Annotated in this window: 21 protein-coding genes, 1 tRNA gene and 1 pseudogene; 13 read left to right on the forward strand and 10 right to left on the reverse strand. The window is 65.0% G+C overall.

What is annotated here, in order from left to right; translation table 11 throughout:
- The first annotated feature begins 25 nt into the window (after positions 1–25).
- From ACPJXG_RS04740 to ACPJXG_RS04750, 3 genes are read left to right on the forward strand one after another with little or no spacing between them, the layout of a single operon-like run.
- Positions 26–946, forward strand: a complete 921-nt coding sequence (locus tag ACPJXG_RS04740; RefSeq protein WP_425253566.1) for a DMT family transporter — start codon at positions 26–28, stop codon at positions 944–946.
- Between the two features lie 28 nt (positions 947–974).
- Complete coding sequence (locus tag ACPJXG_RS04745; RefSeq protein ID WP_225242468.1) at positions 975–1364, forward strand: methylglyoxal synthase; 390 nt, start codon at positions 975–977, stop codon at positions 1362–1364.
- 23 nt (positions 1365–1387) lie between these two features.
- Positions 1388–2377, forward strand: coding sequence for a quinone oxidoreductase family protein (locus ACPJXG_RS04750; RefSeq protein WP_099402849.1), 990 nt, complete (start codon positions 1388–1390; stop codon positions 2375–2377).
- Positions 2378–2550: 173 nt separating this feature from the next.
- On the opposite strand, the gene ACPJXG_RS04755 is transcribed toward ACPJXG_RS04750, so the two are convergent.
- Complete coding sequence (locus ACPJXG_RS04755; RefSeq protein ID WP_402719340.1) at positions 2551–3180, reverse strand: DUF4136 domain-containing protein; 630 nt, start codon at positions 3178–3180, stop codon at positions 2551–2553.
- Between the two features lie 197 nt (positions 3181–3377).
- On the opposite strand from ACPJXG_RS04755, the gene pepN reads away from it, so the two are divergent.
- From pepN to ACPJXG_RS04770, 3 genes are all read left to right on the forward strand, one after another.
- Positions 3378–6032, forward strand: coding sequence for an aminopeptidase N (gene pepN / locus ACPJXG_RS04760; protein WP_425253567.1), 2655 nt, complete (start codon positions 3378–3380; stop codon positions 6030–6032).
- Positions 6033–6177: 145 nt separating this feature from the next.
- The gene (locus ACPJXG_RS04765; RefSeq protein ID WP_034747152.1) at positions 6178–7179 is read left to right on the forward strand and encodes a class 1 fructose-bisphosphatase; all 1002 of its coding nucleotides are present in this window, start codon (positions 6178–6180) and stop codon (positions 7177–7179) included.
- A 115-nt stretch (positions 7180–7294) separates the two neighbouring features.
- Positions 7295–7370 (forward strand) — tRNA-Thr (locus ACPJXG_RS04770).
- A 69-nt stretch (positions 7371–7439) separates the two neighbouring features.
- Here ACPJXG_RS04770 and ACPJXG_RS04775 read toward each other — a convergent pair.
- The 4 genes and pseudogenes from ACPJXG_RS04775 to ACPJXG_RS04790 all read right to left on the reverse strand — a co-directional run.
- Positions 7440–7733 (reverse strand): annotated as a pseudogene (locus tag ACPJXG_RS04775) (cupin domain-containing protein); the annotation flags it as partial.
- 126 nt (positions 7734–7859) lie between these two features.
- The gene (locus ACPJXG_RS04780) at positions 7860–8687 is read right to left on the reverse strand and encodes an AraC family transcriptional regulator (RefSeq protein ID WP_425253568.1); all 828 of its coding nucleotides are present in this window, start codon (positions 8685–8687) and stop codon (positions 7860–7862) included.
- 97 nt (positions 8688–8784) lie between these two features.
- Positions 8785–9876 carry a porin gene (locus tag ACPJXG_RS04785; RefSeq protein ID WP_425253569.1) on the reverse strand — a complete coding sequence of 364 codons (1092 nt, stop codon included), beginning with the start codon at positions 9874–9876 and terminating at the stop codon, positions 8785–8787.
- 7 nt (positions 9877–9883) lie between these two features.
- Entirely contained in the window at positions 9884–11758 is a 1875-nt protein-coding gene (locus tag ACPJXG_RS04790; protein ID WP_425253570.1) for an amidohydrolase, read from the reverse strand.
- A 239-nt stretch (positions 11759–11997) separates the two neighbouring features.
- On the opposite strand from ACPJXG_RS04790, the gene ACPJXG_RS04795 reads away from it, so the two are divergent.
- A complete protein-coding gene (locus tag ACPJXG_RS04795; protein ID WP_035821743.1) occupies positions 11998–12696 on the forward strand; it encodes a YoaK family protein in 699 nt (232 codons plus the stop codon).
- Between the two features lie 6 nt (positions 12697–12702).
- Complete coding sequence (locus tag ACPJXG_RS04800; protein WP_425253571.1) at positions 12703–15777, forward strand: sensor histidine kinase; 3075 nt, start codon at positions 12703–12705, stop codon at positions 15775–15777.
- Here the strand turns inward: ACPJXG_RS04800 and ACPJXG_RS04805 are convergent.
- On the reverse strand, positions 15751–16383 hold the full coding sequence (locus tag ACPJXG_RS04805; RefSeq protein ID WP_099402858.1) for a response regulator transcription factor: 633 nt from the start codon (positions 16381–16383) through the stop codon (positions 15751–15753). The genes ACPJXG_RS04800 and ACPJXG_RS04805 overlap by 27 nt on opposite strands.
- Before the next feature lie 209 nt (positions 16384–16592).
- Between ACPJXG_RS04805 and ACPJXG_RS04810 the strand changes: the two genes are divergently transcribed.
- Together ACPJXG_RS04810 and ACPJXG_RS04815 are read left to right on the forward strand one after the other, a co-directional pair.
- The gene (locus ACPJXG_RS04810; protein ID WP_035828118.1) at positions 16593–17279 is read left to right on the forward strand and encodes a hydrolase; all 687 of its coding nucleotides are present in this window, start codon (positions 16593–16595) and stop codon (positions 17277–17279) included.
- 72 nt (positions 17280–17351) lie between these two features.
- The gene (locus tag ACPJXG_RS04815) at positions 17352–17630 is read left to right on the forward strand and encodes a XapX domain-containing protein (protein ID WP_425253572.1); all 279 of its coding nucleotides are present in this window, start codon (positions 17352–17354) and stop codon (positions 17628–17630) included.
- A gap of 44 nt (positions 17631–17674) precedes the next feature.
- On the opposite strand, the gene ACPJXG_RS04820 is transcribed toward ACPJXG_RS04815, so the two are convergent.
- From ACPJXG_RS04820 to ACPJXG_RS04830, 3 genes are all read right to left on the reverse strand, one after another.
- Positions 17675–18322 (reverse strand): response regulator, encoded by a 648-nt coding sequence (locus ACPJXG_RS04820; RefSeq protein WP_425253573.1) that lies wholly within the window; start codon positions 18320–18322, stop codon positions 17675–17677.
- Between the two features lie 8 nt (positions 18323–18330).
- Positions 18331–19065: a sensor histidine kinase gene (locus tag ACPJXG_RS04825; RefSeq protein WP_425253574.1), complete on the reverse strand. Its 735-nt coding sequence runs from the start codon at positions 19063–19065 to the stop codon at positions 18331–18333.
- Between the two features lie 164 nt (positions 19066–19229).
- Positions 19230–20207, reverse strand: a complete 978-nt coding sequence (locus tag ACPJXG_RS04830) for an alpha/beta fold hydrolase (protein WP_176387910.1) — start codon at positions 20205–20207, stop codon at positions 19230–19232.
- Between the two features lie 187 nt (positions 20208–20394).
- Between ACPJXG_RS04830 and ACPJXG_RS04835 the strand changes: the two genes are divergently transcribed.
- The gene (locus ACPJXG_RS04835) at positions 20395–20808 is read left to right on the forward strand and encodes a DoxX family protein (protein WP_200880283.1); all 414 of its coding nucleotides are present in this window, start codon (positions 20395–20397) and stop codon (positions 20806–20808) included.
- Here the strand turns inward: ACPJXG_RS04835 and ACPJXG_RS04840 are convergent.
- On the reverse strand, positions 20805–22205 hold the full coding sequence (locus ACPJXG_RS04840) for a PLP-dependent aminotransferase family protein (RefSeq protein WP_425253575.1): 1401 nt from the start codon (positions 22203–22205) through the stop codon (positions 20805–20807). The genes ACPJXG_RS04835 and ACPJXG_RS04840 overlap by 4 nt on opposite strands.
- Before the next feature lie 331 nt (positions 22206–22536).
- Between ACPJXG_RS04840 and ACPJXG_RS04845 the strand changes: the two genes are divergently transcribed.
- Together ACPJXG_RS04845 and ACPJXG_RS04850 are read left to right on the forward strand one after the other, a co-directional pair.
- On the forward strand, positions 22537–22890 hold the full coding sequence (locus tag ACPJXG_RS04845) for a DUF883 family protein (protein ID WP_035821729.1): 354 nt from the start codon (positions 22537–22539) through the stop codon (positions 22888–22890).
- A 246-nt stretch (positions 22891–23136) separates the two neighbouring features.
- Positions 23137–25548, forward strand: a complete 2412-nt coding sequence (locus ACPJXG_RS04850; RefSeq protein ID WP_425253576.1) for a catalase — start codon at positions 23137–23139, stop codon at positions 25546–25548.
- The last annotated feature ends 82 nt before the right edge of the window (positions 25549–25630 follow it).

A 25630-nucleotide genomic window follows, 5' to 3' on the forward strand; every position in this document is an offset into this window, starting at 1 on the left:
CCAACTTTTGCCTTACAATCTGGACATGAGCTCCAGTTCCCCGCAAGCAACCCCATCTTCGCTTCCCCGTTCCGTCTACCTCGGTGGCCTGGCCATCGCCGTGGGCGGGGCGGTGCTGTTTTCCACCAAGGCCATCGTCGCCAAGCTGCTGTACCGCTACCAGATCGACGCCGTCACCCTGATCGCTTTCAGGATGATCTTTTCGCTGCCCGTGTTCGCCGTCATCGCCTGGTGGAAGATGCGCACGGAGCCGCCGCTGTCAAACCGCGACCGCTGGCGCCTGGTCGGGCTGGGGCTCGTCGGCTACTACCTGTCCAGCTACCTGGATTTCCTGGGCCTGCAATACATTTCCGTGGGGCTGGAGCGCCTGATCCTGTTCCTCACGCCCACCTTCGTGCTGCTGATTACCACCGTGTACTTCAAGCAGAGCATCAGCCGTTTGCAGTGGCTGGCCTTGCTCACGTCCTACTGCGGCATTGTGCTGGTGTTCGTGCATGACTTGCAGGGCGGCGCCAGCAATGTGGCGCTGGGGTCGACGCTCGTGCTGGGCTCGGCCTGTGCGTATGCCGTGTATCTGCTCGGTTCGGGCGAGCTGGTGAAACGCATCGGTTCGATGCGGCTCGTTTCCTACGCGATGTGCGTGGCCAGCTTTGCCTGTATCGCCCAATTCTTCATCCTGCGCCCCGTCGAGCTGCTGATCCAGCCCATGCCCGTGTATGGCTTGTCCTTGCTCAATGGTATCTTTTGCACGGTGATGCCCGTCTTCATGACGATGATCGCCGTCGAGCGCATCGGCGCGCCCGTCGCGTCGCAGGCGGGCATGATTGGCCCCGTGTCAACCCTGTTCCTGGGCGCCATGATTCTCGATGAACCGATCACCAACTGGCAACTGGCTGGCACCAGCCTTGTGCTCGCCGGGATTTACTTGCTGTCGAAAAAGAAATAATTCCTCCACCCACTGAAAAGTTCTCACCATGAAAACACGCATCGCCCTGATTGCCCACGACAAGAAAAAAGATGACATGATTACCCTGGCGGGCGAATACCTGGACTTTTTGAAGGGTTGCGAACTGTCGGCCACGGGCACCACGGGTGGCCGTCTGATCAATGAGCTGGGCCTGTCCGTCGAGCGCAAGCATTCCGGTCCGTTCGGCGGCGACTTGCAGATCGGCTCGCTGCTGGTGGAAGGCTTGATCGATTGCGTGATCTTCCTGCGCGACCCGATGACGCCGCAGCCGCATGAGCCGGACATCAATGCCCTGGTGCGCGCCTGCGACGTGCACAACGTGGCGTGCGCAACGAATCTGTCGTCGGCGCACCTGGTGCTGTCGCAATTGCAGGCGCAGGCCGTTGCTGCCGCCTGATCAACCTACACGAGGAGATGAGCATGAGCGCAACGATTACCACCAAGGCCATCCGCGTACAGCGCACGGGCGGCCCGGAAGTGATGGAGTATGTGGACGTGGAACTGCCGCCGCCCGGCCCTGGCGAGGCGCGCGTGAAACACGAGGCCATCGGCCTCAATTTCATCGACGTGTATTTCCGCACGGGCTTGTACCCGCAGCCGCTGCCCAATGGCCTCGGTGTCGAGGGCGCGGGCATCGTCGAGGCGGTGGGCGAGGGCGTCACGGAAGTGAAGGTGGGTGACCGGGTGGCGTATGCGGCGCGCATCAATGGCGCGTATGCGCAGCAGCGCAACTTGCCGGCGGCCCTGCTGCTGGTGTTGCCTGAGCGCATAGCTTTCGATACGGCCGCCGCCATGATGCTGCAAGGATTGACGGTGCAATACCTGTTCCACCGCACGGTGGCCCTGAAGGCGGGCGACACCATCCTGTTCCACGCGGCCGCGGGCGGTGTGGGCCTGATCGCCTGCCAGTGGGCGAAAGTGCTGGGCGTGAATCTGATCGGCACGGCCGGCTCCGATGAAAAGGTGGCGCTGGCCAAGGCGCACGGCGCGGCCCACGTCATCAACTACAACACGGAAAACTTTGTCGAGCGCGTGCGCGAAATCACGGGCGGCAAGGGCGTCTCGGTGGTTTACGATTCCATCGGCAAGGACACGTTTACGGGCTCGCTCGACTGCCTGGCGCCGCTGGGCATGATGGTCAGCTTCGGTAACGCCTCCGGTCCCGTGCCGGCGTTTACGCTCAGCGAACTGGCTTCGCGCGGCTCGCTGTTCATTACGCGTCCGGCCCTGTTCAGCTATGCCTCGAACCGCGCCAACCTGGAAGAGATGGCCACCTCGCTGTTCGGCGTCGTCAGCAGCGGCGAAGTGCAGATCGAAATCAATCAGCGCTACAGCCTGGCCAATATCGCCCAGGCGCACACGGATCTGGAAGGGCGCAAGACGACCGGCTCGACCATCATCGTGCCATGAGCGGCGGCAGTGACGGCACGCCGAAGTTCGGCCGCCTGCTGATCGTGCTGTTATTGGCCGTGGCCCTGATCGGCGCGCTGACCTTTGCGGCCGAGGCGTATTATTCTTAGATGAAAAAAACCGGCTGGCGCATTGCTGCACCAGCCGGTTCTTTTTTTTAAAGCGTCAGTGACTTATTCCACTTTTACTTCCACTTTGCGCGGTACGCCGCTCTGGCCGGGGAAGTCGGCAAAGGCGCTGGCCACCATGGCGGGCATCACTTGCGACGTGGCGCGCTTGTTGCTGGTCGATTGTACGGTCACGTCGTACAGTTTCTTGCCGTTGCGGTCATTGATCGTCACGCGCAGTTCGCGTTCATATTTATGGCGCACGGTTTCTTCCATGTCCAGCGGACCAAACCAGTAGGGGTTGTAGCCAAAGCGGCCATAGCCTGGCCATGCGCCATAGCGGTAGCCGTAGCGGCCAGGCCAGTAGCCGGGGCCATTCCAGAATGGATCGGACGCCTGCAGCACACGCTCGGGATAGTCGACGGTGGAAAACTGCATCGCCACGCGCAAATTGGCTGCGGCAGGGCCGGAAGCTTCACCGAAGCCGTGCTTGGCCAGTTCCGCGCGCACCAGGTTCTGGTAGCTGCGGTATTCCAGCGTGTCGTGTTCGGCCGCTGGCGCTTCAAATGCATAGGATTTGTCCTGCAATTGCGCAGGCCACTCGTGGAAGACGGTCACATCGCTGCGTATGGTGGTGGCGCATCCGGTCAGCAACACGGTCAATGCGGCCATCATGATGGTGAGATAACGTTTCATTGCATGACCTCCTGATAGTAGACACAATTCATCGCTTAGTATTATAAGAATAGTTCTATTTGTTTCTATTCATTATTACAGAATGTTACCGAGCATGTCGGCGTGTAAGGGAATCCAACATTCCTGGCCTGAATCGCGACGATCGGGGGCTGGTGTTGGTAAAATAGGCTTTTGCCTCCGCTCCCACCCAAATCCCTATGCGCACAGACAGCCCTCAGACGATTTACCGCAAAGATTACACGCCGCCCAGCTTCCTGGTCGACAGCGTCGAACTTGGTTTCGATCTCGATCCCGCCCGCACAGTGGTGGCGAGCCGGATTCACATGCGCCATAACCCGGCCAGCACCAGCCGCAGCATCGAATTGCACGGCGAACACATCGAACTGGTGATGGTGCGCCTGAATGGCAAAGTGTTGAAGCCGTCGCAGTACAAGCTGACGGCCAGCATGCTGACCATCCCCAAGGCTCCGGACGATGTTACGCTCGATATCGAAACCGTGCTGGCGCCGCAGGACAATACCTCGCTGTCCGGCCTGTACGTGTCGAACCATAATTTCTTCACGCAGTGCGAAGCGGAAGGCTTCCGCCGCATCACCTTCTTTCCGGACCGCCCTGACGTGATGGCCAAATACACGGTCATGCTGCGCGCCGACAAGGAACACTATCCGGTGCTGCTGTCGAACGGTAACCTGATCGAAGAGGGCGACCTCGGCGACGGCCGCCATTACGCCAAGTGGGAAGATCCGTTCAAGAAGCCGTCCTACCTGTTCGCGCTGGTCGCCGCGCGCCTGGTCTGCCAGGAAGAACGCTACACCCTGAAGTCGGGCCGCGAAGTGCTGCTGCAGGTGTGGGTGGAAGACGGCAACCTCGATAAAACCGACTATGCCATGCAGTCGCTGAAAAATTCCATTCGCTGGGACGAGGAACGCTTCGGCCTGGAGCTGGACCTGGACCGCTTCATGATTGTCGCCGTGGGCGACTTCAACATGGGCGCCATGGAAAACAAGGGTTTGAACATCTTCAATACCAAGTATGTGCTGGCCAATTCGCGCGTGGCGACCGACGTCGATTACGCGGGCATCGAAGCGGTGGTCGGCCACGAATACTTCCACAACTGGACCGGCAACAGGGTCACGTGCCGCGACTGGTTCCAGCTGTCGCTGAAGGAAGGCTTGACGGTGTTCCGCGATCAGGAATTCTCGGCCGACATGATCGGCACGGACACGGGCCGCGCCGTTACGCGCATCGACCAGGTGCGCACCCTGCGCCAGGCGCAGTTCCCCGAAGACGCGGGTCCGATGGCGCATCCCGTACGTCCCGACTCCTTTGTCGAGATCAATAACTTTTACACGGTCACGATCTACGAAAAGGGCGCCGAAGTGGTGCGCATGTATCAGACCCTGGTGGGGCGCGACGGTTTCCGCAAGGGCATGGACCTGTATTTTGAACGCCACGATGGCCAGGCCGTCCAGTGTGACGACTTCCGCGCCGCCATGGCCGATGCGAATGGCCGCGATTTTAGCCAGTTCGAGCGCTGGTACAGCCAGGCCGGCACGCCCATCGTGCAAGCCTCCACGCGCTACGATGCTGACAGCCGGACGTTCGAGCTGACCCTGGCGCAAAGCTGCCCCGCCACGCCGGGCCAGCCGAAAAAACTGCCGTTCCACATCCCCGTCACCGTCGGCTTGCTGGCAGCGGACGGCGGCGACCTGCCGCTGTACGTCGATGGCGTGGCCTCGAACGGCGCCACCAGCGTCGTGCTGGAATTGACGCAAGCGTCACAAACTTTCCGTTTTACGAATGTGATGGAAGCGCCCGTGCCGTCGCTGCTGCGCGACTTTTCCGCGCCCGTGGTGCTGGAATACGACTACACGGATGCCGAACTGCTGCACCTGTTCCGCCACGACAGCGACCCCGTGAACCGCTGGGAAGCGGGCCAGCGCCTGGCCATGGAACGTCTGCTGAAACTGACCGGTGCCGTCGCCGCCGGCGAGACCCTGGCGCTGGACGACACCTTCATCGCAGCGCAGCGCGCCTTGCTGGCCGACGACACGCTCGATCCCGCCTTCCGCGAGCTGGCCCTGATCCTGCCGTCGGAAACCATCATCGCCGAGCGCATGGCGCAAGTCGACCCGCAGGCGATCCACGCGGCGCGCCAGTTCATGCGCCGCACGATTGCCGCAGCCCTGAAGCCCGAACTGCTGGCGCAATACCACGCCAATCAGACGCCGGGCGATTACAGTCCCGACGCCCTGTCGGCCGGCAAGCGCGCGTTGAAAAACCTGGCGCTGTCGTATCTGTTGATCGCGCCCGAAGCGGCGGAGCTGGACCTGGCGCGGCTGCAGTTCGACAATGCGGGCAACATGACCGACCGCGCCGCGGCCCTGGGCGCCTTGATCCATTCGGGTTCGCAGCCGCACGCGCAGGCGGCGCTGACCAGCTTCTATAGCGATTTCGAGAACGAGGCGCTGGTGGTCGACAAGTGGTTCGCCATGCAGGCTGCCGCGCCAACGACCGACGTGCAAGCCGTGCGCCAGCTGATGACGCATCCGGCCTTCACCTTGAAAAATCCGAACCGCGCGCGCAGCCTGATCTTCAATTTCACCAACGGCAATCCGTCGCAATTCCATGCGGCAGATGGCAGTGGCTACGCCTTCTGGGCCGAACAAGTGATCGCGCTCGACGCCCTGAACCCGCAAGTGGCGGCCCGCCTGGCGCGCTCCATGGACCGCTGGCGCCGTTACGTGCCGGCGCTGCAAAGCCACATGCGCGACGCGCTGGAAAAAGTCGCCGGCCAGGCCAGTCTGTCGAATGACGTGATGGAAGTCGTCAGCAAGGCGCTGGCCAATTGATGGCACGTCGGATGACGCCCTGCGGGCTAATCCGACCTACGCGTATGCAACGGGATTCATTATTTGTAGGTCGGCTTAGCGCCATAGGCGCGTAAGCCGACAGGCACCGAACGAGACGTATTTAAAACACTAACTAAGGGGTTTCATGAAACGCATCAGTCTTACGCAATACCTGGTCGAAGAGCAGCGCTCGAACAACAGCATTCCGGCCGAACTGCGCCTGCTGATCGAAGTCGTCGCGCGCGCCTGCAAAACCATCAGCCACGCCGTCGGCAAGGGTGCCCTCGGTGAAGTGCTGGGCACGGCGGACACGGAAAACGTGCAGGGCGAAGTACAGAAAAAACTCGACATCATCTCCAACGAGATCCTGCTGGAAGCGAACGAATGGGGCGGCCACCTGGCGGCCATGGCGTCGGAAGAGATGGAATCGATCCACCCGATCCCGAACCGCTATCCGAAGGGCGAATACATGCTGTTGTTCGACCCACTCGATGGCTCGTCGAACATCGACGTCAACGTCTCGATCGGCACCATCTTCTCTGTGCTGAAGGCGCCGGACGGCATGGGGCAGCCGACGGAGCAGGACTTCATGCAGGCAGGCAGCAAGCAAGTGGCGGCCGGCTACGCCGTGTACGGCCCGCAAACCATGCTGGTGCTGACCTTCGGCAATGGCGTGAACTGCTTCACCCTGGACCGCGAAATGGGTTCGTGGGTGCTCACGCAAAGCAATATGCAGATTCCGCCGACGACGAAGGAATTTGCCATCAACATGTCGAACGCGCGCCACTGGCACCCGCCTGTGAAACGCTATGTCGATGAACTGCTGGCCGGCGACACGGGCCCGCGCGGCACCAATTTCAACATGCGCTGGATCGCCTCGATGGTGGCTGACGTGCACCGCATCCTGAACCGCGGCGGCATCTTCATGTACCCGGCCGACCTGCGCGACACCTCGATGCCGGGCAAGCTGCGCCTGATGTACGAAGCGAACCCGATGGCCTTCATCGTCGAGCAAGCGGGCGGCGCCGCCACCGACGGCCAGCAGCGCATCATGGACATCGCCCCGCACAAGCTGCACCAGCGCGTGCCCGTCTTCCTCGGTTCGAAAGACGAAGTGGCCCGCGTCACGGCCTACCACGCGGAATAAAAGCCGCACTTTTCCACGATTTTCAGCGGCCCGCAGCCGGGCCGCTAAAAAAATGCAAAAAAGTTCGCGTTGACACTAGCAAATTTTGTGCATTGTTTGTAGAATGTGGGTCTTCGCCGTTGTAGCTCAGTTGGTAGAGCAGCACATTCGTAATGTGAAGGTCGCCAGTTCGATTCCGGCCAACGGCACCAAGTTTCATCAGAAAACCCGCTTGACTTGCAAAAGTCGGCGGGTTTTTTGTTTTTGTCATCCTTCCGGCGTCATATCCACTGATCGTTCTGCACAGTGCGCTCATCCCCGTCGCCGTCGCCCGTGTTGACCACGCCGCGCGGCTCGATCAGCAGCAGCCTGGTTTCGGCAAGGGCGCACGGTTTGTGTTCGACGCCACGAGGCACCACCGCCATCTGGCCGGCGCGCAGCACGATGGCGTGTCCTTCCGCGTAGCCGGGGCCGCGCAGGGCGATGCTTAATTCGCCTTCCAGCACGATGAAGGTTTCGTCCGTGTCGGCGTGCCGGTGCCACTGGAATTCACCCAGTACCTTGACCACCTTGAGCCAGGTCGATGGATTGGCCCTGGCCGCGCGTGGTGGTGGTGATTGGCATGCTGTGCTCCGTTCAAGTGGCGATGCAGCCAGAATACGCGGCTGCTTGCCGGCCGTATTGAACGATCGGGAGTGTTTTCAGCGCGTGCTGGCGCCGCCGGCGTAACGCAGCCAGCGGCCAGGCGTCAGCCCATGGGTTTTCAGGAAATGCCGCGTCATGTGGCTCTGGTCGGCGAAGCCCGCGGCCATGGCGGCCGAGGCGAGCGTGGCGCCACCCAAGAGCAGGCGCCGCACCATCTCCAGGCGCCGCATCGTCAGATAGCGGTACGGGCTGGTGCCATAAAACACGCGAAAGTCGTGCGACAGGCTCCAGCGATCGCGTCCCGTCGCCGCTTCGAGTTCCGCCAGGGTGACGGCGCGCGTGCAGTGCGCCTGCAGGTAGTCGCGCGCGCGTCGCGCCGCCAGGAAGTCGCCTTTTGGACGCTGCGCCGGCGTGCCGGCCGCCGCCGCCAGCGCATGCGCCAGTTCGGCCAGCGCCTCGCTCTGCTCCAGCGCCTCGAGCGGGTGGCCGTCGTGCGGCAGCAGGGCGCAGGTGGCCGCCGCCAGGCGGGGATCGGTCGACACGCCGCCTTCGATGAAGGGCAGCGCGCGTCCGCCCAGCACGTCCTGGAACAGCGCCGGTTCGATATACAGCATGCGGTAACGGAAGCCGGCGTCGGTACCCGCCTGGCCATCGTGGGCCTCGTCGGGATGCAGGATCATGGTATTGCCGGGCAGGCTGTCGCGCTGGCCGCGGCGGTAGCTGAAACGCTGCACGCCCGCCAGCGTGCGGCCGATGGCGTAGGTGTCATGGCGGTGCATGGCGTAGGCCTTGCCCTGGAACCACGCTTCGATGCGTTCGATTCCCTGTACCGGTTCGGCGCACCTGACCCAGTCGCTGGGTGCTGGCGCTGATGCTCGCTTCATGGTGCTTGTTCGCAGATGCCTGCCCTGGTTGCGGAACGCAGACTGTACGCTCCGCGCGCAGGGCTGTCCACGAAAACCGTGCCTCAGAAGTTGTGCTTCAGAAGTTGTGTTTGATACCCAGCGCCACGCCCGACAAGGTGGCGCCCTTTGTTTCCCCATCGCGTCCCAGGCTGTTGATGGCAAAGCCGGCGATGCCGTTGCGGCCGTTGGCCAGGCGCGTGTAGTAGGCATACAGGCTGCTGCGTTTCGACAGCTGGTAGTCGTAGCCGGCGGTGGCGTGGGTGGCGCCCGTACCGGCTCCCGCGCGCACGGTGCCGATGGTTTCCAGCGCGCTGCCGGTGGCGCTTTTCGCGTGGGCCAGGCCGAAGCGCAGGCCGTGGCGGCCGAACTGGCGCGTGGCGGAGACATACACCGTGCGTCGGCGCAGATCGCCCGTGGCCGTGGCGTAGCGCAGGCTTTCCAGCGCCACCGCCAGCTGCGAGGCGCTGTCTATCCTCCATGCCAGGGCCAGCTTGCTCCCACGGTCGGAGAGCCCGCGCCCCTGGTAGTCGTGATGCTCTTCCTGCGCCAGGCTGGCGTACAGGGCGCCGCCGTCGTAGAGCAGGGCGGCCGACGTCAGCGCCGGATGCGCACCGCTGGCCGGCCGTTCTTCCGCCATGCCGCGCGCCACGCGCAGCGACCAGCCCTGCCACTGCGGTGTCCAGTAATGCACGCTGTTTTGTTGGCGCCGGTCGAACGAGTACACGTTGCTGATATTGCTTTCGGTGGCGCCCGCGCCGTTGCCCATCAGGCTCATGTAGCCGGCCGTGGTGGGGTAGAACGGGTCGAGCGCGGAGGTGGCGCTGTTGTAGGGCAGGGTCCAGTTACCGGCAAACAGCGTGCCCCACGGCCCGGCAATGCCGACACGCGTGTCGCGCGCGGCGATGGATCCCGCTCCCGTGTCGGGCGCCAAGGTGCCCTCGACCTGGAACAGCGCCTGCCAGCCGCCGCCCAGGTCTTCGCTGCCGCGAAAACCGAGTACCGAGCGGTTGTTGGAGACCCGCTGCACCTTGTCGCCGCTACCGCCACCATGCAGCGCTTCGAGCGCCACGTTCAGGCGGCCATACAGCTGCACATTGTCCTGTGCCGCGGCGGGCATGGCTGCCGCCAGTGCCAGGGCACCGGCGGCGCATGAAAACACGCGCGCCATACGCACCTCAGAACGCAAAGCAGCTGCATCCCAGCGCGCCCCAGAAGCCGGAATGGCTGGAAACGGGCACGGAACTCTTGCGCGCCACGTCGTGGGCGTGGGCGTGCACGCCGCAGGCGCCCTGGCACTGGTGCTGCTGCATGACGCTGGTCTTTTGCGGCGGCGCAGAGCGGTAGTGGCCGGCCACGTTTTTCACGGGCGACCAATCGGGCAGCACGGGAATTGGAGGCGGCGCCAGCTTGGTAAATTCCGCCTGTCCATAGACGATCTTGCCGCCGACGATGGTAAGCACGGACTCGATCGACTTGATCGCTTCTTCATCGATGCTGAAAAAGTCCGCGCTCAGCACGGCCAGGTCGGCCAGCATGCCTTCCTGGATGCGGCCCTTCTTGCCTTGCTCGCTGGAGAACCAGGCGCTGCCCGCCGTCCACAGTTCCAGCGCCGTGTCGCGCGACAGACGGCTGCCCGCGTCGTACAGGCGCAAGCCGCCCACAGTGCGGCCTGATACCAGCCAGTATAGCGCCGTCCACGGATTGTAGCTGGCGACCCTGGTGGCATCGGTGCCGCCGCCCACTGGCACGCCCGAAGCAAGCATGCGCGCGATCGGTGGCGTGGCCTTGGCCGCTTCCGCGCCGTAGCGGTCGACGAAGTATTCGCCCTGGAAGGCCATGCGGTGCTGGATGGCGATGCCGCCGCCCAGCGCCTTGACTCGGTCGATGTTTTTCGGCGTGATGGTTTCGCAGTGGTCGAACATCCAGTGCAGGCCGTCGAACGGGATATCGCGGTTGACCTTTTCAAATACCGTCAGCATGCGCTCTATCGATTCGTCATAGGTGGCGTGCAGGCGGAAGGGCCAGCGTTTCGACACCAGGTGGCGCACGACTTTTTCCAGTTCGTCGTCCATGCCAGGCGCCAGGTCCGGGCGCGGCTCGAGGAAATCCTCGAAGTCGGCGGCGGAAAACACCAGCATTTCGCCGGCGCCGTTATGACGGTAGTAATCGTCGCCCTGGCCCGGCGTGACCATCTCCGTCCATTTTTCAAAGTCTTCCAGCTCGCGGCCCTTGTTTTGCGTGAACAGGTTGTAGGCGATGCGTATCGTCAGCTGCCCTTCGCTTGCCAGTTGATCGACCACCGCGTAGTCTTCCGGATAATTCTGGAAGCCGCCGCCCGCGTCGATGGCGCTGGTCAGGCCCAGGCGATTGAGTTCGCGCATGAACTGGCGCGTGGAATTGACTTGCAATTCGCGCGGCAGGGTTGGACCCTTGGCCAGGGTCGCATATAAAATCATGGCGTTCGGACGGGCGATCAGCATGCCCGTGGGGTTGCCGGCAGCGTCGCGCACGATTTCGCCGCCGGGCGGGTTCGGCGTGTTCTTGTCGTAGCCGACCACGCGCAGGGCGGCGCGGTTCAGCAGGGCGCGGTCGTACAGGTGCAGGATGAAGACGGGCGTGTCGGGCGCGGCCGCGTTGATTTCATCGAGGGTAGGCATGCGCTTTTCCGCGAACTGGAATTCGTTCCAGCCGCCGACGACGCGCACCCATTGCGGATTCGGCGTGCGCAGCGCCTGTTCTTTCAGCATGCGCAGGGCGTCGGCCAGCGACGGCACGCCTTCCCAGCGCAATTCCAGGTTGTAGTTCAAGCCGCCGCGGATCAGGTGCAGGTGCGAGTCGTTCAGGCCGGGAATCACCGTGCGGCCACCGAGGTCGATCACGCGGCTGTCGGGCGCGCGGTGGCGCATGACGTCTTCAAGATCGCCGACGGCGAGGAATTTGCCGTCGGCGATGGCCACCGCGCTCGCTTGCGGGCAGCTTTTATCGACGGTATGGAAGCAGCCGTTGAGCAGTATCAAGGGGGCGGCGGCGGGGAGGGTGTGTTCTGGCATGGTGCAGCTCCATGGTTGCGGTGCGGGGAGGGCCGCGTGCGCGGCGCGAAAGTCACGTCGGCCAGTGTAGCGGACGTCCCGCGCTTGAACACGGGCCAAAAGATCAGGTGGAGCGTGGCGCACTGGCCGAAGGACGGGGGCGCAGGCCTGCCGCATGGCTTACCATGCAGGCAGCGGCGCCGGGGAGCTGGCGCGTTTTTTGTTTTTTTAGTGCATTGCACGGTATCAGGAGTCATTCGATGGATCAGCCACCACACAGCCGCTTGTTCGGCACCAGCCTGGGATTTTTAGCCGGGTATGTCGATACCCTGGGTTTTATTGCCCTGTTTGGCCTGTTTACAGCCCATGTCACGGGCAACTTCGTGCTGATCGGCGCCGCCCTGGCGGATGCCTCGCGCGTGTCCATCCTGCTGAAGTTTCTCGCTTTTCCCGCCTTTATCGCCGGCGTCGCCATCACGCGCCTGATGGTGCTGGCCGTCGAGCGCCGCGCCGGCCCGTCGCTGACCCTGGCGATGCTGCTGCAGTGGGCCTTGCTGGCCGGCTTCATGGTGTTTGGCATCCTGGCCGAGCCGATCGGCAAGGACGTCAGTTCCATGGCCATGGCGGCCGGTTTGCTGGGCACGGCCGCCATGGGCGTGCACAGCGCCACCAGCCGGCTGCTGCTGGCGCACCTGGCGCCCACCTCCATGATGACGGGGAACGTGACGCAGATCGTCATCGATACCGTCGACGTGCTGCGCGGCGCGGCCGATGCCGCCACCCATGCGCGCTGCGGCAAGTTTTTCTGGCCGCTGGCTGCCTTCGCGCTGGGCGCCATCGCCGCCGCCTTTGCCTACCTGGCCTTCGGCTTCGTGGCGCTGGCCGTGCCCTTGCTGCTGCTCGCCGGCCTGATCATCGTGCAGCATCGCAGCGGCCGCGCGGCGGTGCCTGCCGCCTGAGCCGCCATGCGCCTGCCCGTCCTGGCCGCGCTGTGCTGGCTGCTGCTGTTGTTCAGCCCTCCGGCGCTGGCCATCGACGCGGCGCGCGCCATCCACCAGCTGCAGCACACCAGCTGGACGTCCAGAGATGGCGCGCCGGACGACATCAGCGTCATCGCCCAGGGCGGTGACGGCTTCCTGTGGCTGGGCACCTATGCGGGCCTGGTGCGCTTTGACGGCCTGCGTTTCGAGCCCGTGCGTGCGCGCCAGGGTGTGTTTCCCGATACGGTGATTCTGGCCCTCAAGCGCGCTGCCGACGGCGGCATGTGGGTGGGCTGGCAAGTGGGCGGCATCAGCCATGTCAAGGATGGCGTGGTGCGCAATTACGGCGAGGCGCAGGGCGTGCGGCCCGGTTCCGTCTGGGGTTTCGCCATCGACGCCACGGGCGCCGTGTGGGCCGCCGGCGTGGCCGGGGTGTCGCGCTTCGACGGCCGGCGCTGGCAGGCGATGGGGCCGGCGCAAGGCTACACGGCGCAAAAGGCCTCGGCCGTGTTCGCGGACCGCGACGGCAGGCTGGGTGTGTTCAGCGAACAGGGTTTATTTATCTGGCAGCCGGGCCAGGCGCGCTTCGCGCCGCCCGTGGGCCGCCTCGACTTGCGCGCTCCGCCGCAGCAGGGACCGGATGGCCGCCTGTATCTGCTGGAGCTGCGCGGCATCCGCATCATCGACTCGCTTGAGCGCTACGACCAGCTCGACCACCGCTGGATCTACCGCGATACGAGCGGCACCAGCGGCAGCATGCTGGTCGACCGCCAGGGCACCCTGTGGTTCGACAGCCAGTTCGGCCTGCACCGCACGCGCAGCGCCGGCGCGCTGGGGCCGCAGCAGCTGGGCATCAGCGGCGACACGGAATCGTTCCTGCCCAAGGATGGCTTGAGCAATGTGCTGATCGCTTCCCTGTGCGACGACAACGAAGGCAATGTCTGGGTCGCCACGTATGCGGGCCTGGACCGTTTTCGCCAGGCCGCGCCCGTGATCCTCAGCGCGCGCGCGGGGCCCGAGGCGCCCGAAGCCTTCCGCGCGCAGCAGCTGTCGCCCGGCACCGGCGGGCGCATGTGGCTGTCGAAGGAGGGCGATACGCCGCTGATGCTGGCGGCGCCCGACGGCAAGGTGCTGCGCGCGCCTGCGCTGGGTCCCGTCACGGCCATCATGGCGGCGCCGGGCGGCATCCGCGTCGGCACCCGCGCCGGCTTGCTGCGGCTCGATGGCGACGATGGCAGGGTGCTCGAGACGATTGCCTATCCGCCGGAAGCGGCCGCGTTGAAGCGGGTGCGCATGGCCGTGAACGCGCCTGACGGCAGCCTGTGGGCGATTTTCAGCGGCGCCGGCGTGTTCCAGTACGCGGACGGCGCATGGCGGCGCGAACCGGCCTTGCCCGAGGGCGGGCGCAAGGTGCCGCTGGCGCTGCTGGCCGATGCGGCCGGGCGCCTGTGGCTGTCCTATCCGGACGGCAGCGTGGCGGTGCTGGACGGCGGGCGCCTGGCCAGCTACGGTCCCGCACAAGGGCTGGACCTGGGCAAGGTGCCGGCGCTGCTGGAAACGGGCGGCCAGCTGCTGGCGGGCGGCCAGCAGGGCCTGGCCCTGTGGCGCGGCGGGCGCTTCGTGCCGCTGCGCGCCGCGGCGCCCGGCGTTTTCGACGGCGTGGTCGGCATGCTGCGCGCGCGTGACGGCACCTTGTGGCTCAATACGGGCAATGGCGCCGTGCGCGTGGCCGCGGCCGAAGTGGCGCAGGCCCTGCGCGATCCGTCCTACGCCATGCAGGCGCGCTGGTACGATGGCGCCGATGGCTTGAACGGCAAAATGAGCTTGCTGCATAATGGCTCGATAGCCGAAGCGGATGATGGCAAAATCTGGTTTTCACGCGAGAGCGCGACCTTCTGGATCGACCCGCGCGAACCTGCGCCGCCGCTGCCGGCACCGCAGGCCGGGATCGGCGTATTGATGGTCGACGGCCAGCGCGTCGCCGCCGCCGATTATGAGCGCCTGCCGGCCGGCACGCGCGGCGTGCAGTTCGCCTACAACGCCAGCAGCCTGGGCGCGCCGGCCCGCCTGCGTTTCCGCTACCGGCTGGAAGGCTATGACAGGGACTGGCAGAACGCGGACGAGCGCCGTCAGGCGCAATATACGGGCCTGGGACCTGGCGCCTACCGCTTCCAGGTGATGGCCATCAATGGCGACGGCGTGGCCAGCGCGGTGGCGCAACTGCCGTTCCGCGTGTTACCCGCCTTTTACCAGACCTGGTGGTTCCGCAGCCTGTGCGCGGTGGCGCTGCTGGCGGCCGCGTATGGCGTCTGCCGCTGGCGGATGCGCGAGCACGCCGCGCGCCTGCAGGCGCGGATGGAGGCGCAGCAGGCCGAGCGCGAACGCATCGCGCGCGAGCTGCACGATACCCTGCTGCAGGGCACGCAGGCGATGATCCTGCACTTTCACAATGCCAGCATGGCCATCGCCGAGGATGATCCCGCACGCGCCGCCATGCTGCGCGCGCTCGACGACGCGGATCGCATGCTGGGCGAAGGACGCGACCATGTGCACGACCTGCGCGCGGGCGACGATGCCGGCGCGCGCTGGAGCGTCATCCTGCAGCGCGAAGGCGAACGGCTGGCGGCGCAGCACGGCATCGTGTTCCGCTATGCGCAGGAAGGCGAGGCGCGCCTGCTGCATGCGCGCGCCGCGCACGAGATATACCGCATCGCCAGCGAAGCGCTGCGCAATGCCTTCCGGCATGCGCGCGCGCAGGTGGTCGAGGTGACGGTGCGCTATGCGTGCGGCGGCATCGAACTGCTCGTGCGCGACGATGGCCAGGGCTTGCCGCCGGTGGTCGCGGCCAATGGTCAGATTCCCGGACACTGGGGCATGCCCGGCATGCGCGAGCGCGCCGCGAAACTCGGTGCGCGCCTGTCCGTGGGCGGGCGCGACGGAGGCGGTACGCAGTGGCACCTGCGGGTGCCGGCGCGCCGCGCCTGGCCGCTGGCGCACGGCCCGTTGCGCCGCTGGTGGCAGCGCTGGCGCCGCTCAGGCGTCGAGGATGCCGCGCCGTAGCGCGATGGTGACGGCGTGGGTGCGGTCCCGGGCGCCCAGCTTGGCCAGGATGGTGCTCATGTGCGCCTTGACGGTTTCTTCCTTGATCTGCAGCAGGGCGCCTGTTTCGCGGTTGGAATTGCCCTGCGCGACTTGCTTGAGCACGTCCAGTTCGCGGTTCGACAGCACGTCGCTGCACGCATACAGGGCCAGTTCCGCCTCGATCTCGGGCGTGATGTGGCGCCGCCCCGCGTGCACGTTCTGTATCGCCGCCAGCAATTCGTGGCGTAGCGCGCTTTTCAGCACATAGCCGCACGCGCCCGCGCGGATGGCGCGCAGCACCTGCGTGTCGCCCTTGTAGGTGGTCAGCACGATGATGCGCGCCTGCGGATGGCGCGCGCGGATGGCGCCGATGGCGTCAAGGCCGCTCATGACCGGCATCTGCAAATCCATCAGCGTGACATCGGGCAGCAGCGCGTCGAACTGCTGCACCGCCTGCTGGCCATCGGTAGCCTGGCCCGCCAGTTGCACGCCCGGAAATGACTGCAGCAAGGTGGCGATGCCGTCGAGCAGCAACTGGTGGTCGTCGGCAATGAGGATGCGTATCGGTGCCGTATCGCTGCGCATGGTGTTGTCTGGCAAAGAGGAGTTAGCGATCAAGAGTCGTCGGAGCATGGTGAGCAAAAGGTATTTTACCGCAGCGCCTGCCCTCGTGCAGGAGGTATTTCCCATAGGCAATCAACATGCCAGCCTATATTTAGATAGTGGTGCGGGCACGCCGCCGGGCATACGATGCACGGCAGTACCCACTCAACCCTGTCTTCATGGATGACATCATGACCAATCCGAAACTGGAAGTCCTTACCCCCGACAATTGCCAGATCATTTTCATCGACCAGCAGCCGCAAATGGCGTTCGGCGTGCAGTCGATGGACCGGCAAGCGCTGAAAAACAATACCGTGGGCCTGGCCAAGGCCGCCAAGGTGTTCAACATCCCCACCATCATCACCACGGTGGAGACGGAAAGCTTCTCCGGCCATACCTATCCGGAATTGCTGGACGTCTTCCCCGGCAAGGATATCCTCGAGCGCAGCTCGATGAATTCCTGGGATGACCAGAAGGTGCGCGATGCGCTGGCCGCCAACGGCAAGAAGAAAGTCGTCGTGTCGGGCCTGTGGACGGAAGTGTGCAACAACAGCTTCGCCCTGTGCGCGATGCTCGAAGGCGACTACGAAATCTACATGGTGGCCGACGCTTCCGGCGGCACGTCGAAGGAAGCGCACGACTATGCCATGCAGCGCATGATCCAGGCCGGCGTGGTGCCGGTCACCTGGCAGCAGGTGCTGCTGGAATGGCAGCGCGACTGGGCGCACAAGGCAACTTACGACGCCGTGATGGCCATCGTGCGCGAACACTCGGGCGCCTACGGCATGGGCGTTGACTACGCCTACACGATGGTGCACAAGGCGCCGCAGCGCATTCACGGCGAACACGCCACCCTGGCGCCGGTGCCGGCCAAGTAATCGCCGCGCGGCTATGCCATGCGCCGCGCGCCTGACCGCGCGCGGCGTTTTTTTTATCGAAAGGAATGCGCCATGAAGTTATATGTGATTTCGCTGGCCGTGGGCTTGCTCGTTGGCATCATCTACGCCGTCCTGCAGGTGCGCTCGCCGGCGCCGCCCGCGATTGCCCTGATCGGTCTGCTGGGCATGCTGATCGGCGAACAGATCGTCCCCGGCGTCAAGCGCCTGATGGCGGGCGAAGCCATCACGGTGTCGTGGCTGCGCAGCGAATGCGTGCCGAAGATCAGCGGCGTGGAAACCAAGCCGACATTGGCCAAGGCCGCGGCAAAGTTGGATGATGATGCAGCGTAAATGCTGGGGTCAGACCCGGCGGGTCTGACCCCGGTTCCCTGCAGCTAGAACGCGCCCAGCAAGCCGCGCCGGGCGGCCACCGTGGCCGCTTCGGTGCGGCTTGATACGTTGAGCTTGGTCAAAATATTATTCACGTGAAATTTCACGGTGCCCACCTCGATGCCGGCGCTGCGCGCGATCATCTTGTTGCTCTTGCCCGCGGACAGGTGTAGCAGGATGTCGTGCTCGCGTTTCGACAGGCGGTTCGCGTCGATGCGGCCGGCCTGCTGCGCCGCCAGTTCCGGCGGCAGATAGTGCCTGCCGGCGGCCACCTGGCGGATGCACTGCGTCAGTTGCAGGAAACCGGAATCCTTCAGCAGGTAGCCGCGCGCGCCGGCGCGCAAGGCACGGTGCACGCTGTCCTCGCCCTGGTAGGTGGTGAGGATGACGATCTTCGCTTGCACGTCGTCCGCGCAGATGCGCTCGATCGCCTCGATGCCATGCATTTCCGGCATGTTCAAATCCATCAGCACCACGTCGGGCCGCAGCTCCCGGTACAGCTCCACGGCGGCGCGGCCCGTGCCGGCCTGGCCCAGCAGGAGGAAACCTGGCAGGGATGCGATCAGCGAGGCCAGGCCGGCCAGGATCAGCGGGTGGTCGTCGGCGATCAAGAGGGTAATCGGCGCATCGGCCGGGGGCAAGCTTGTGTGCATGGCTGTGCTCATGGTGATGGCAGGGTGAAGTGGAAGACGCTGCCGTGGGGCGCGCCGGTCGCATGCCACAGGCGGCCGCCATGCGCGTCGACGATGCGGCGGCAGATGGCCAGGCCCATGCCCATGCCGTCCGGCTTGCTGGAATACAGGGCCTGGTACAGGCGGCCGGCCGCCTGCGGCGCGATGCCGGCGCCATTGTCGGCGATGCTGAAATGCTGCACGCCCCCATCCAGTTGCGAAGACAGCAGCACCGTGCGCGGCCGGCCGCTCGTGCCCTGCAAGGCTTCGATGGCGTTCATCAGCAGATTCAGGATGACTTGCCGGAATTGCACCGGGTCGGCGTGCAGCAGCGGGCGGCCCGGTGCCAGCTGCGTTTCCAGGTGGATGGCGTGGCGTTGCAGTGGCGCGCGCAGCAGCGGCAGCAGGTCCTGCACGGCGTCGTCGGCGACAAAATGATCGTGGCTGCCCGGCGCCTTGCAGGCCAGGCCGTGCACGCTGCGCAGCACGGCGCTGGCATGGCTGCCGGCGCTGGCGACCAGGGCCAGCGCCGCGCGCGCCTCGTCGATGCGGGGCGGATCGTGGTCGAGCCAGCGCAAGGCGGCGTCGGTATTGAGCGCGATGGCCGCCAGCGGCTGGCGCACCTCGTGCGCGACCGATGCGGCAAATTCGTCCATGCTGCCCATGCGCTGCGCGTGCGCCAGGCTGGCGTCTTGCGTCTGAGGGAAATAATGCATGCTGGCCATCGCCGTGCTCCTGTCGCTGTCGCGGCGGATGCCGCACTGCAACAAGTATGCACGCGCCGTCAGGCAAGGCAGTTATACGAATGGGGGAGGCGGGCGGGTTTTTTATGCGGCGGAGGCGATAAACACCGCCGGGCGGGCCGGCAGTGCGGGGAGCGCAGAACGGATCAGGACTTGATAAAGGCCAGCAAGTCTTCGTTCAGGCGGTCCTTGTGGGTGGCCGGCAAGCCGTGCGGCGCGCCTTCATAGATGACCAGTTTGGCATTCTTGATGAGCTTTGCCGCAGCCTTGCCGGACGCGTCGATCGGCACGATCTGGTCGTCACCGCCGTGCACCACCAGGGTCGGCACGGAGATTTTCTTCAGGTCGGCCGTGAAGTCCGTCTCGGAAAACTGCTTGATGCAATCGTAGGCGTTCTTGATGCCGCACTGCATGCCCTGCAGCCAGAAGGTGTCGCGCATGCCTTGCGATACCTTGTTGCCGGGACGGTTGGCGCCGAAGAAGGGCACCGTCAGGTCCTTGAAAAATTGCGAGCGGTCGGCCAGCACGCCGGCGCGGATGCCGTCAAACACCGACATCGGCAAGCCGCCCGGATTCGTCTCCGACTTGACCATCTGCGGCGGCACGGCGCCCACCAGCACGGCCTTGGCCACGCGCTTTTCGCCATGGCGGCCAATATAGCGCGCCACTTCGCCGCCGCCCGTCGAATGGCCGACCAGGGTCGCGCCCTTGATGTCGAGCGCGTCGAGCAGGGTGGCCAGGTCGTCGGCGTAGGTATCCATGTCATTGCCCTGCCATGGCTGGCTGGACAGGCCGTGGCCGCGGCGGTCGTGCGCGATCACGCGGTAGCCGTGGCTGGCCAGGAACATCATCTGGTCTTCCCAGGCGTCGCCCTGCAATGGCCAGCCGTGGCTGAAGACGACGGGCGTGCCCGTGCCCCAGTCCTTGAAGTGGATGACGGTGCCGTCCTTGACGGTAACGCTATTGACGCTGAGCTTGCCCGGTGCGCTGGCGGCAGCGGCAGGCTTGGCGGCGGCGCTGGCGCCACCGGCGGCCAGCAGGCCCGCACCGGCGGCGACACCGGCGACGCTGACGAGCAGCTTGCGGCGGGAAGTGACTTCTTCGGCTTCGATTTTCTTCGACATGATGCATTTCCTTCGGGGATGGGGGAGGGCGGCCGGTTACGGCCTGGGCCAGTGATGGCATCGGCCAGTCTAGGCCTTCGCGCGCGCCGGCGCCTCTGCCAAAAGACCAGTCGCGCCCAAGTGTCCGCCTGCCTATGATGGCTGGCAGCGGCGCGCCGCGCCGACTGGCTTTCCCACTGGAGTAATCATGAAGAAAAACTCGATGGCGGCGCTGGCCGGCCCCTTTTTACCCGATGCCGGCTTGCTGTTTGCGCGCGTGGCGGGCGCGCTGCTGGTGCTGCACGTGCACGGCTTGCCCAAGCTGCTGCATTTTTCCGAGGAACTGGCGCACATCGACGACCCGCTGCACCTGGGCCGCGCCGTCACCCTGTATTGCGCCCTGTTCGCGGAAATCGTCTGCCCGCTGCTGGTCGCCGCCGGCTTGCTGACGCGCCTGGCCTGCCTGCCTTTGCTGTTCCTGCTGGGCGTGTCGATGCTGCTCGTGCACCCTGACTGGAGCATCGCCGACGGCCAGTTCGGCTGGCTGCTGATCATCGTCTTCGGCACGATTGCCATCAGCGGCGCGGGCAGGTATTCGGTCGATGCGCGTTTGCGCCGTTAAATGACGAATTCCCCGTGTACGGCCGGCTTGTGCGCCAGCAGCAGCGATAATTTCTTCAATGCGCTGGCCAGGCGCGCGCGATCGCGGAGGCTGCCCAGCGAGATGCGGATGGCGTTCGGCGGGCGGCTGTCGTAGAAGGCGTCCGAGGCCGTGACGGCCACGCCCTGGGCGCGGGCCGTGGCGGCCAGTTCGCGCGAGGTCCAGTAGCTGGGCAGTGAAAACCAGACATGGATACCGTCGCTGCGCGGGTGGCTGGCGCCGGTGAGGATGGTGCGGATGATGTCCTGGCGCGCATCCGCTTCGCTGCGGATGCCGGCCAGCAGCGCATGCGCGGAGCCGTCGTGTATCCATTGCGTCGCCAGCGCCGTCGTCAGCGGCGTGGCCATCAGGGAGAAGGACCGCAGCGCCTGCAGCAAGCGCTCGCGCAACTGCGCGTCGGGCACCAGTGCATAGGCCATGCGCAAGCCGGGCGCCAGGCATTTCGACAGGGTGGCGATATACGACACGTGGCCAGGGGCGAAATGGGCCAGCGGGGGCGGCGCGTCGGAGGCCAGCAGCCAGTACGGATCGTCCTCGATGATGTGCATGCCGCAGCGGATGGCCACTTCCGTGATGGCCAGGCGGCGCGCGGCCGGCATGGTGTGCGCCGTTGGATTTTGCAGGGTGGGATTCAGGTAGACGAGGCGCGCATGGTGCTTGCGGCTGGCTTTTTCCAGCGCCTCGGGCAGCATGCCGTCCGCATCCTTTTCCACGACGATGACCTTGCGGTTCAACTGCCCCGCCGCCGAGCGCAAGCCCGGGTACACGGCGCTTTCCGTGAGAATGGCGTCGCCGGGCCGGCTCAGGGTCAGGATCAGCGCCGCCAGCGCCGCCTGCGCGCCAGGGCAGGCCACCACGTGTTCCGCATCGACGTCGCCGAACATGGGCGCCAGCCAGACGGCGCCTGCCGCCCGGTCGGCCTTGCCGCCGCCGCCCAGGTGATAGCTCATCAACAGATCGCTGTCCGTGCGCATCAGCACCTGCGCCACGCCCTGTTTCAGCAAGTCGTCAAAATCCACGCCCACCGGCGGCGGCGGGATATTCATGCTCAGGTCCAGCATCTGCGTCAATTCCACTTTCGGCGCCGCCACATAGGTGCCGCGGGCGCCATGCCCTTCCAGCAGATTGCGGCGCTTGGCTTCGTCATAGGCGCGCGTCACCGTCGTCAGGTCGATCTGGAACAGCGCGGCCAGACTGCGCTGCGGCGGCAAGCGGTCGCCCGGGCGCAGGCTGCCATCGGACAGCGCGCGCTCGAGCATGTCGGCGATCTGCAGGTAGCGCGGACCGCCGTGCTGCACGAACGGCGTGATCCACGCATGGACTCGGCTTTCTTCTTGTATGGCTTTTGATTTGGACATTTGTTTATATGTATGGATATTGCATCTCGCAATTATGCGGAAAATTCGCTTAAAAATCCATACATATTTGACTTCCCCGCCCGCCCCAACAGGCCGGTGGGGATTGTTATTTCCAACAGGAATTTAAGTCTGCGCCTCAAGGTGTGGCAGCGCACGGTGGCGCGTGGCTTGGGCAGTTAAGGTAGTGCCAACAGCTTGCTGCTGATCCACTGTTTGATATGGCTCAGCCCGGCAGCGTTTAGCCGCTTCTTTTTCCCCGAAGCGAGGAGAATCATGATTCGGTCACGGCATCGAGCATGGTTGAAATTATTCACTGTTAAAGGAAACCATCATGAACGCGATTGAAAAAACCAGCTCCGATATGAACGGCACCGCCCAGGATACCCGCCAGGATTTGCACCGCACCATCGACAAGGTGGCAAGCCAGGCCCAGCCCCTGGCCGACAAGGTGGCCACGCGCGCCCATGACGGCGTGGACCAAGTGGGCGACCGCATCGGCCAGGTTAGCGACAGCGTCAACAAGGCTTCCGAACGCCTGATGGCGCGTGGCAAGCAATTGGGCGCCGCCTGCCAGCGCGCCGGCGAAACGGGCCGCGATTATGTGCGCGAGCGCCCGGCCGTGTCCCTGCTGATCGCGGCTGCCGCCGGTTATGGCCTGTCGAAACTGCTGGGTTCGCGCAAATAAGTTCTGCGCCTTCCTGGAAGGTTTTGTCGTGGGCGCCGTTCCCTTCGCCGTCATGGCGGGGCGAGCCGGCGCCCACGCGCATAAGGTACAAGGTAGTAGCAGGCAGTAAAGGAGAGTGATGATGCGCTCCATTTTGTTGTGGTTGATCGGCATACCTATTCCCATCATTATTTTGATTGCCCTGTTCGTGCGCTGAATGAGGGAGTTGTAGCGTTCTCCCGGGGCAAACTACTCACAGGAGACGTAATGGCTACCAACAAGAAAACGCCGTCCACGGACGGTGCTGGCTCCGTCATGAGCAGCATGTCCGGCCCATCCGACAGCAATGCGCCGCACAGCCTGGGCGCGGACAACGACGTGACCCGCGCGCTGCTGCAAAAGACGGCCGCCGGCCAGCAACTGGCCGCCGCCATGGCCGTCAATCCCAAGGAGGATGGCCAGTATGGCGAGGCGGCGCGCACGCCGCCCGAAGGCGTGCATGTGGCGACGGGCGAGCCGCTGGCCACGGCCAGCACCACGGGCGAAACGCTACCTTCTCCGAAGACGGGCGCTGGCCAGCCGGCGCCGGGCGAGAATGCGCGTAATGCCTCGCTCGATGGCGCCCGTAGCGACGACAGCGGCTGCGTGCTGACGACCAATCAGGGCGTGCCCGTGGGTGACAACCAGAACTCGCTGAAGGCGGGCTTGCGCGGCCCCACGCTGATGGAAGATTTTATTTTGCGTGAAAAGCTCACGCATTTCGACCATGAGCGCATCCCCGAGAGAGTCGTGCATGCGCGCGGTTCGGCCGCCCACGGCTACTTCGAATGCTACAAGGAGCAAAGCAAGCTGACACGCGCCGCGCCGTTCGCCAGGGCGGGCAAGCGCACGCCCGTCTTCGTGCGCTTTTCCACGGTGGCCGGCGAACGCGGTTCCACCGATACGGCGCGCGACGTGCGCGGCTTTGCCGTGAAGTTTTATACGGACGAGGGCAACTGGGATTTGGTCGGCAATAACATCCCCGTCTTCTTCATCCAGGATGCGATGAAGTTCCCGGACGTGGTCCACGCCGTCAAGCCCGAGCCGCACCATGGCATGCCGCAGGCGGCCAGCGCGCACGACACCTTCTGGGATTTCGCCTCGCTGTCGCCGGAAATCACGCACATGCTGATGTGGGTCATGTCGGACCGCGCCATCCCGCGCAGTTATCGGATGATGCAGGGCTTCGGCGTGCACACCTTCCGCCTCGTCAATGCCAAGGGCCAGTCCGTGTTCTGCAAATTCCACTGGTCGCCGATGGCCGGCACGCATTCGCTCGTGTGGGACGAAGCCGTCAAGATCAGCGGCGCCGATTCCGACTTCCACCGGCGCGACCTGTGGGAATCCATCGAGTGCGGAGAATACCCGGAATACGAGCTGTCCTTCCAGGTCTTCACGGAAGCGCAGGCGGAAGCGTTTCCCTTCGACGTGCTCGACCCGACCAAGCTGATTCCCGAAGAAGTCGTCCCGCTCATCCCCGTCGGGAAAATGGTCTTGAACCGCAATCCCGACAATTTTTTCGCCGAGACGGAACAGGTGGCCTTTTGCACGGCGCACATCGTGCCCGGCATCGATTTCTCCAACGATCCGCTGCTGCAGGGACGCATCCATTCCTATGTCGATACCCAGCTGACACGCCTGGGCGGCCCCAATTTCCACGAAATTCCCATCAATGCGCCGCTGGCGTCCGTGCACAACAACCAGCGCGACGGCATGCACCGCCAGGCCATCAACCGGGGCCGGGTCGCGTATGAACCGAACTCGCTGGCGGGCGGCTGTCCGTTCCAGGCGGGCGCGAAGGGTTTCAACAGTTTTCCCGCTTCCGCCGAGGGCGACAAGGTGCGCGGCAAGCCCGAGAAATTCGCCGAGCACTACGCCCAGGCGCGCCTGTTCTGGATCAGCCAGACGCCCGTCGAACAAGACCATATCGTGCATGCCTTCCGCTTTGAGTTGAGCAAGGTGCAAACGGTGGCCATCCGCCAGCGCATCGTCGCCATGCTGCGCAACGTCGATGAGACCCTGGCGCAGCGCCTGGCCGATGGCCTGGGCCTGGCGCTGCCGCCCGCCATGCCGCGTGCCTCGCTGCAGCCGCTGCCCGCGTATCCGCCATCGCCGGCGCTGTCGCTCTTTTTCCGCCCCGGCAAGACGGGCATCCATACCCTGCGCGTGGCCATCCTGGTGGGGCCGGGCAGCGATGGCGCGCAGGTGCGCAATATCTATGCCGCGCTGCTGGCCGATGGCGCCGTGCCGCGCCTGGCGGGCAGCCACCTGGGGAAAGTCGACACCAGCGGCGGCGCGCCGCTCGAGGTGGAAATTTCGCTTGAAGCGGGACCGTCCGTGTTGTTCGATGCCGTCGTGGTGCCGGACGGCCAGGGCGCCGTGCAGCAGCTGGGTAGCGACGCCAACGCGCTCGACTTCCTGCGCCTGCAATACCGCCACTGCAAGCCGATGCTGGCCATCGGCGCGGGCAAGGACTTGCTGGACAAGGCGGGCGTGCCGCTGACCCTGCCCGATGGCAAGCCCGATCCCGCCATCATCGTCGCGCCGTCCGGCGACCTGGTGAAAGCCGTGGCGGCCTTTAAAAAGGCGCTGGCCGCGCACCGGGCGTTTGCGCGCGAGACGGACCCGCCGCGGGTGTGAGAGGCTGCATCGGCACAGGGGCCGCAACCGCCGGCCCCGTTGCATACGCTGTTTGCGCCGCAGGCGCAACGCCATGCAACAA

This window comes from Janthinobacterium sp. NFX145 (assembly GCF_049810325.1).
GTDB lineage: Bacteria > Pseudomonadota > Gammaproteobacteria > Burkholderiales > Burkholderiaceae_D > Janthinobacterium > Janthinobacterium rivuli.

Bases quoted from the DNA above. Each gene is read 5' to 3' on its own strand.
- ACPJXG_RS04740 (WP_425253566.1), top strand. From the start codon at position 26: ATGAGCTCCAGTTCCCCGCAAGCAACCCCATCTTCGCTTCCCCGTTCC.
- ACPJXG_RS04745 (WP_225242468.1), top strand. From the start codon at position 975: ATGAAAACACGCATCGCCCTGATTGCCCACGACAAGAAAAAAGATGAC.
- ACPJXG_RS04750 (WP_099402849.1), top strand. From the start codon at position 1,388: ATGAGCGCAACGATTACCACCAAGGCCATCCGCGTACAGCGCACGGGC.
- ACPJXG_RS04755 (WP_402719340.1), bottom strand. From the start codon at position 3,180: ATGAAACGTTATCTCACCATCATGATGGCCGCATTGACCGTGTTGCTG.
- pepN (WP_425253567.1), top strand. From the start codon at position 3,378: ATGCGCACAGACAGCCCTCAGACGATTTACCGCAAAGATTACACGCCG.
- ACPJXG_RS04765 (WP_034747152.1), top strand. From the start codon at position 6,178: ATGAAACGCATCAGTCTTACGCAATACCTGGTCGAAGAGCAGCGCTCG.
- ACPJXG_RS04780 (WP_425253568.1), bottom strand. From the start codon at position 8,687: ATGAAGCGAGCATCAGCGCCAGCACCCAGCGACTGGGTCAGGTGCGCC.
- ACPJXG_RS04785 (WP_425253569.1), bottom strand. From the start codon at position 9,876: ATGGCGCGCGTGTTTTCATGCGCCGCCGGTGCCCTGGCACTGGCGGCA.
- ACPJXG_RS04790 (WP_425253570.1), bottom strand. From the start codon at position 11,758: ATGCCAGAACACACCCTCCCCGCCGCCGCCCCCTTGATACTGCTCAAC.
- ACPJXG_RS04795 (WP_035821743.1), top strand. From the start codon at position 11,998: ATGGATCAGCCACCACACAGCCGCTTGTTCGGCACCAGCCTGGGATTT.
- ACPJXG_RS04800 (WP_425253571.1), top strand. From the start codon at position 12,703: ATGCGCCTGCCCGTCCTGGCCGCGCTGTGCTGGCTGCTGCTGTTGTTC.
- ACPJXG_RS04805 (WP_099402858.1), bottom strand. From the start codon at position 16,383: ATGCGCAGCGATACGGCACCGATACGCATCCTCATTGCCGACGACCAC.
- ACPJXG_RS04810 (WP_035828118.1), top strand. From the start codon at position 16,593: ATGACCAATCCGAAACTGGAAGTCCTTACCCCCGACAATTGCCAGATC.
- ACPJXG_RS04815 (WP_425253572.1), top strand. From the start codon at position 17,352: ATGAAGTTATATGTGATTTCGCTGGCCGTGGGCTTGCTCGTTGGCATC.
- ACPJXG_RS04820 (WP_425253573.1), bottom strand. From the start codon at position 18,322: ATGCACACAAGCTTGCCCCCGGCCGATGCGCCGATTACCCTCTTGATC.
- ACPJXG_RS04825 (WP_425253574.1), bottom strand. From the start codon at position 19,065: ATGGCCAGCATGCATTATTTCCCTCAGACGCAAGACGCCAGCCTGGCG.
- ACPJXG_RS04830 (WP_176387910.1), bottom strand. From the start codon at position 20,207: ATGTCGAAGAAAATCGAAGCCGAAGAAGTCACTTCCCGCCGCAAGCTG.
- ACPJXG_RS04835 (WP_200880283.1), top strand. From the start codon at position 20,395: ATGAAGAAAAACTCGATGGCGGCGCTGGCCGGCCCCTTTTTACCCGAT.
- ACPJXG_RS04840 (WP_425253575.1), bottom strand. From the start codon at position 22,205: ATGTCCAAATCAAAAGCCATACAAGAAGAAAGCCGAGTCCATGCGTGG.
- ACPJXG_RS04845 (WP_035821729.1), top strand. From the start codon at position 22,537: ATGAACGCGATTGAAAAAACCAGCTCCGATATGAACGGCACCGCCCAG.
- ACPJXG_RS04850 (WP_425253576.1), top strand. From the start codon at position 23,137: ATGGCTACCAACAAGAAAACGCCGTCCACGGACGGTGCTGGCTCCGTC.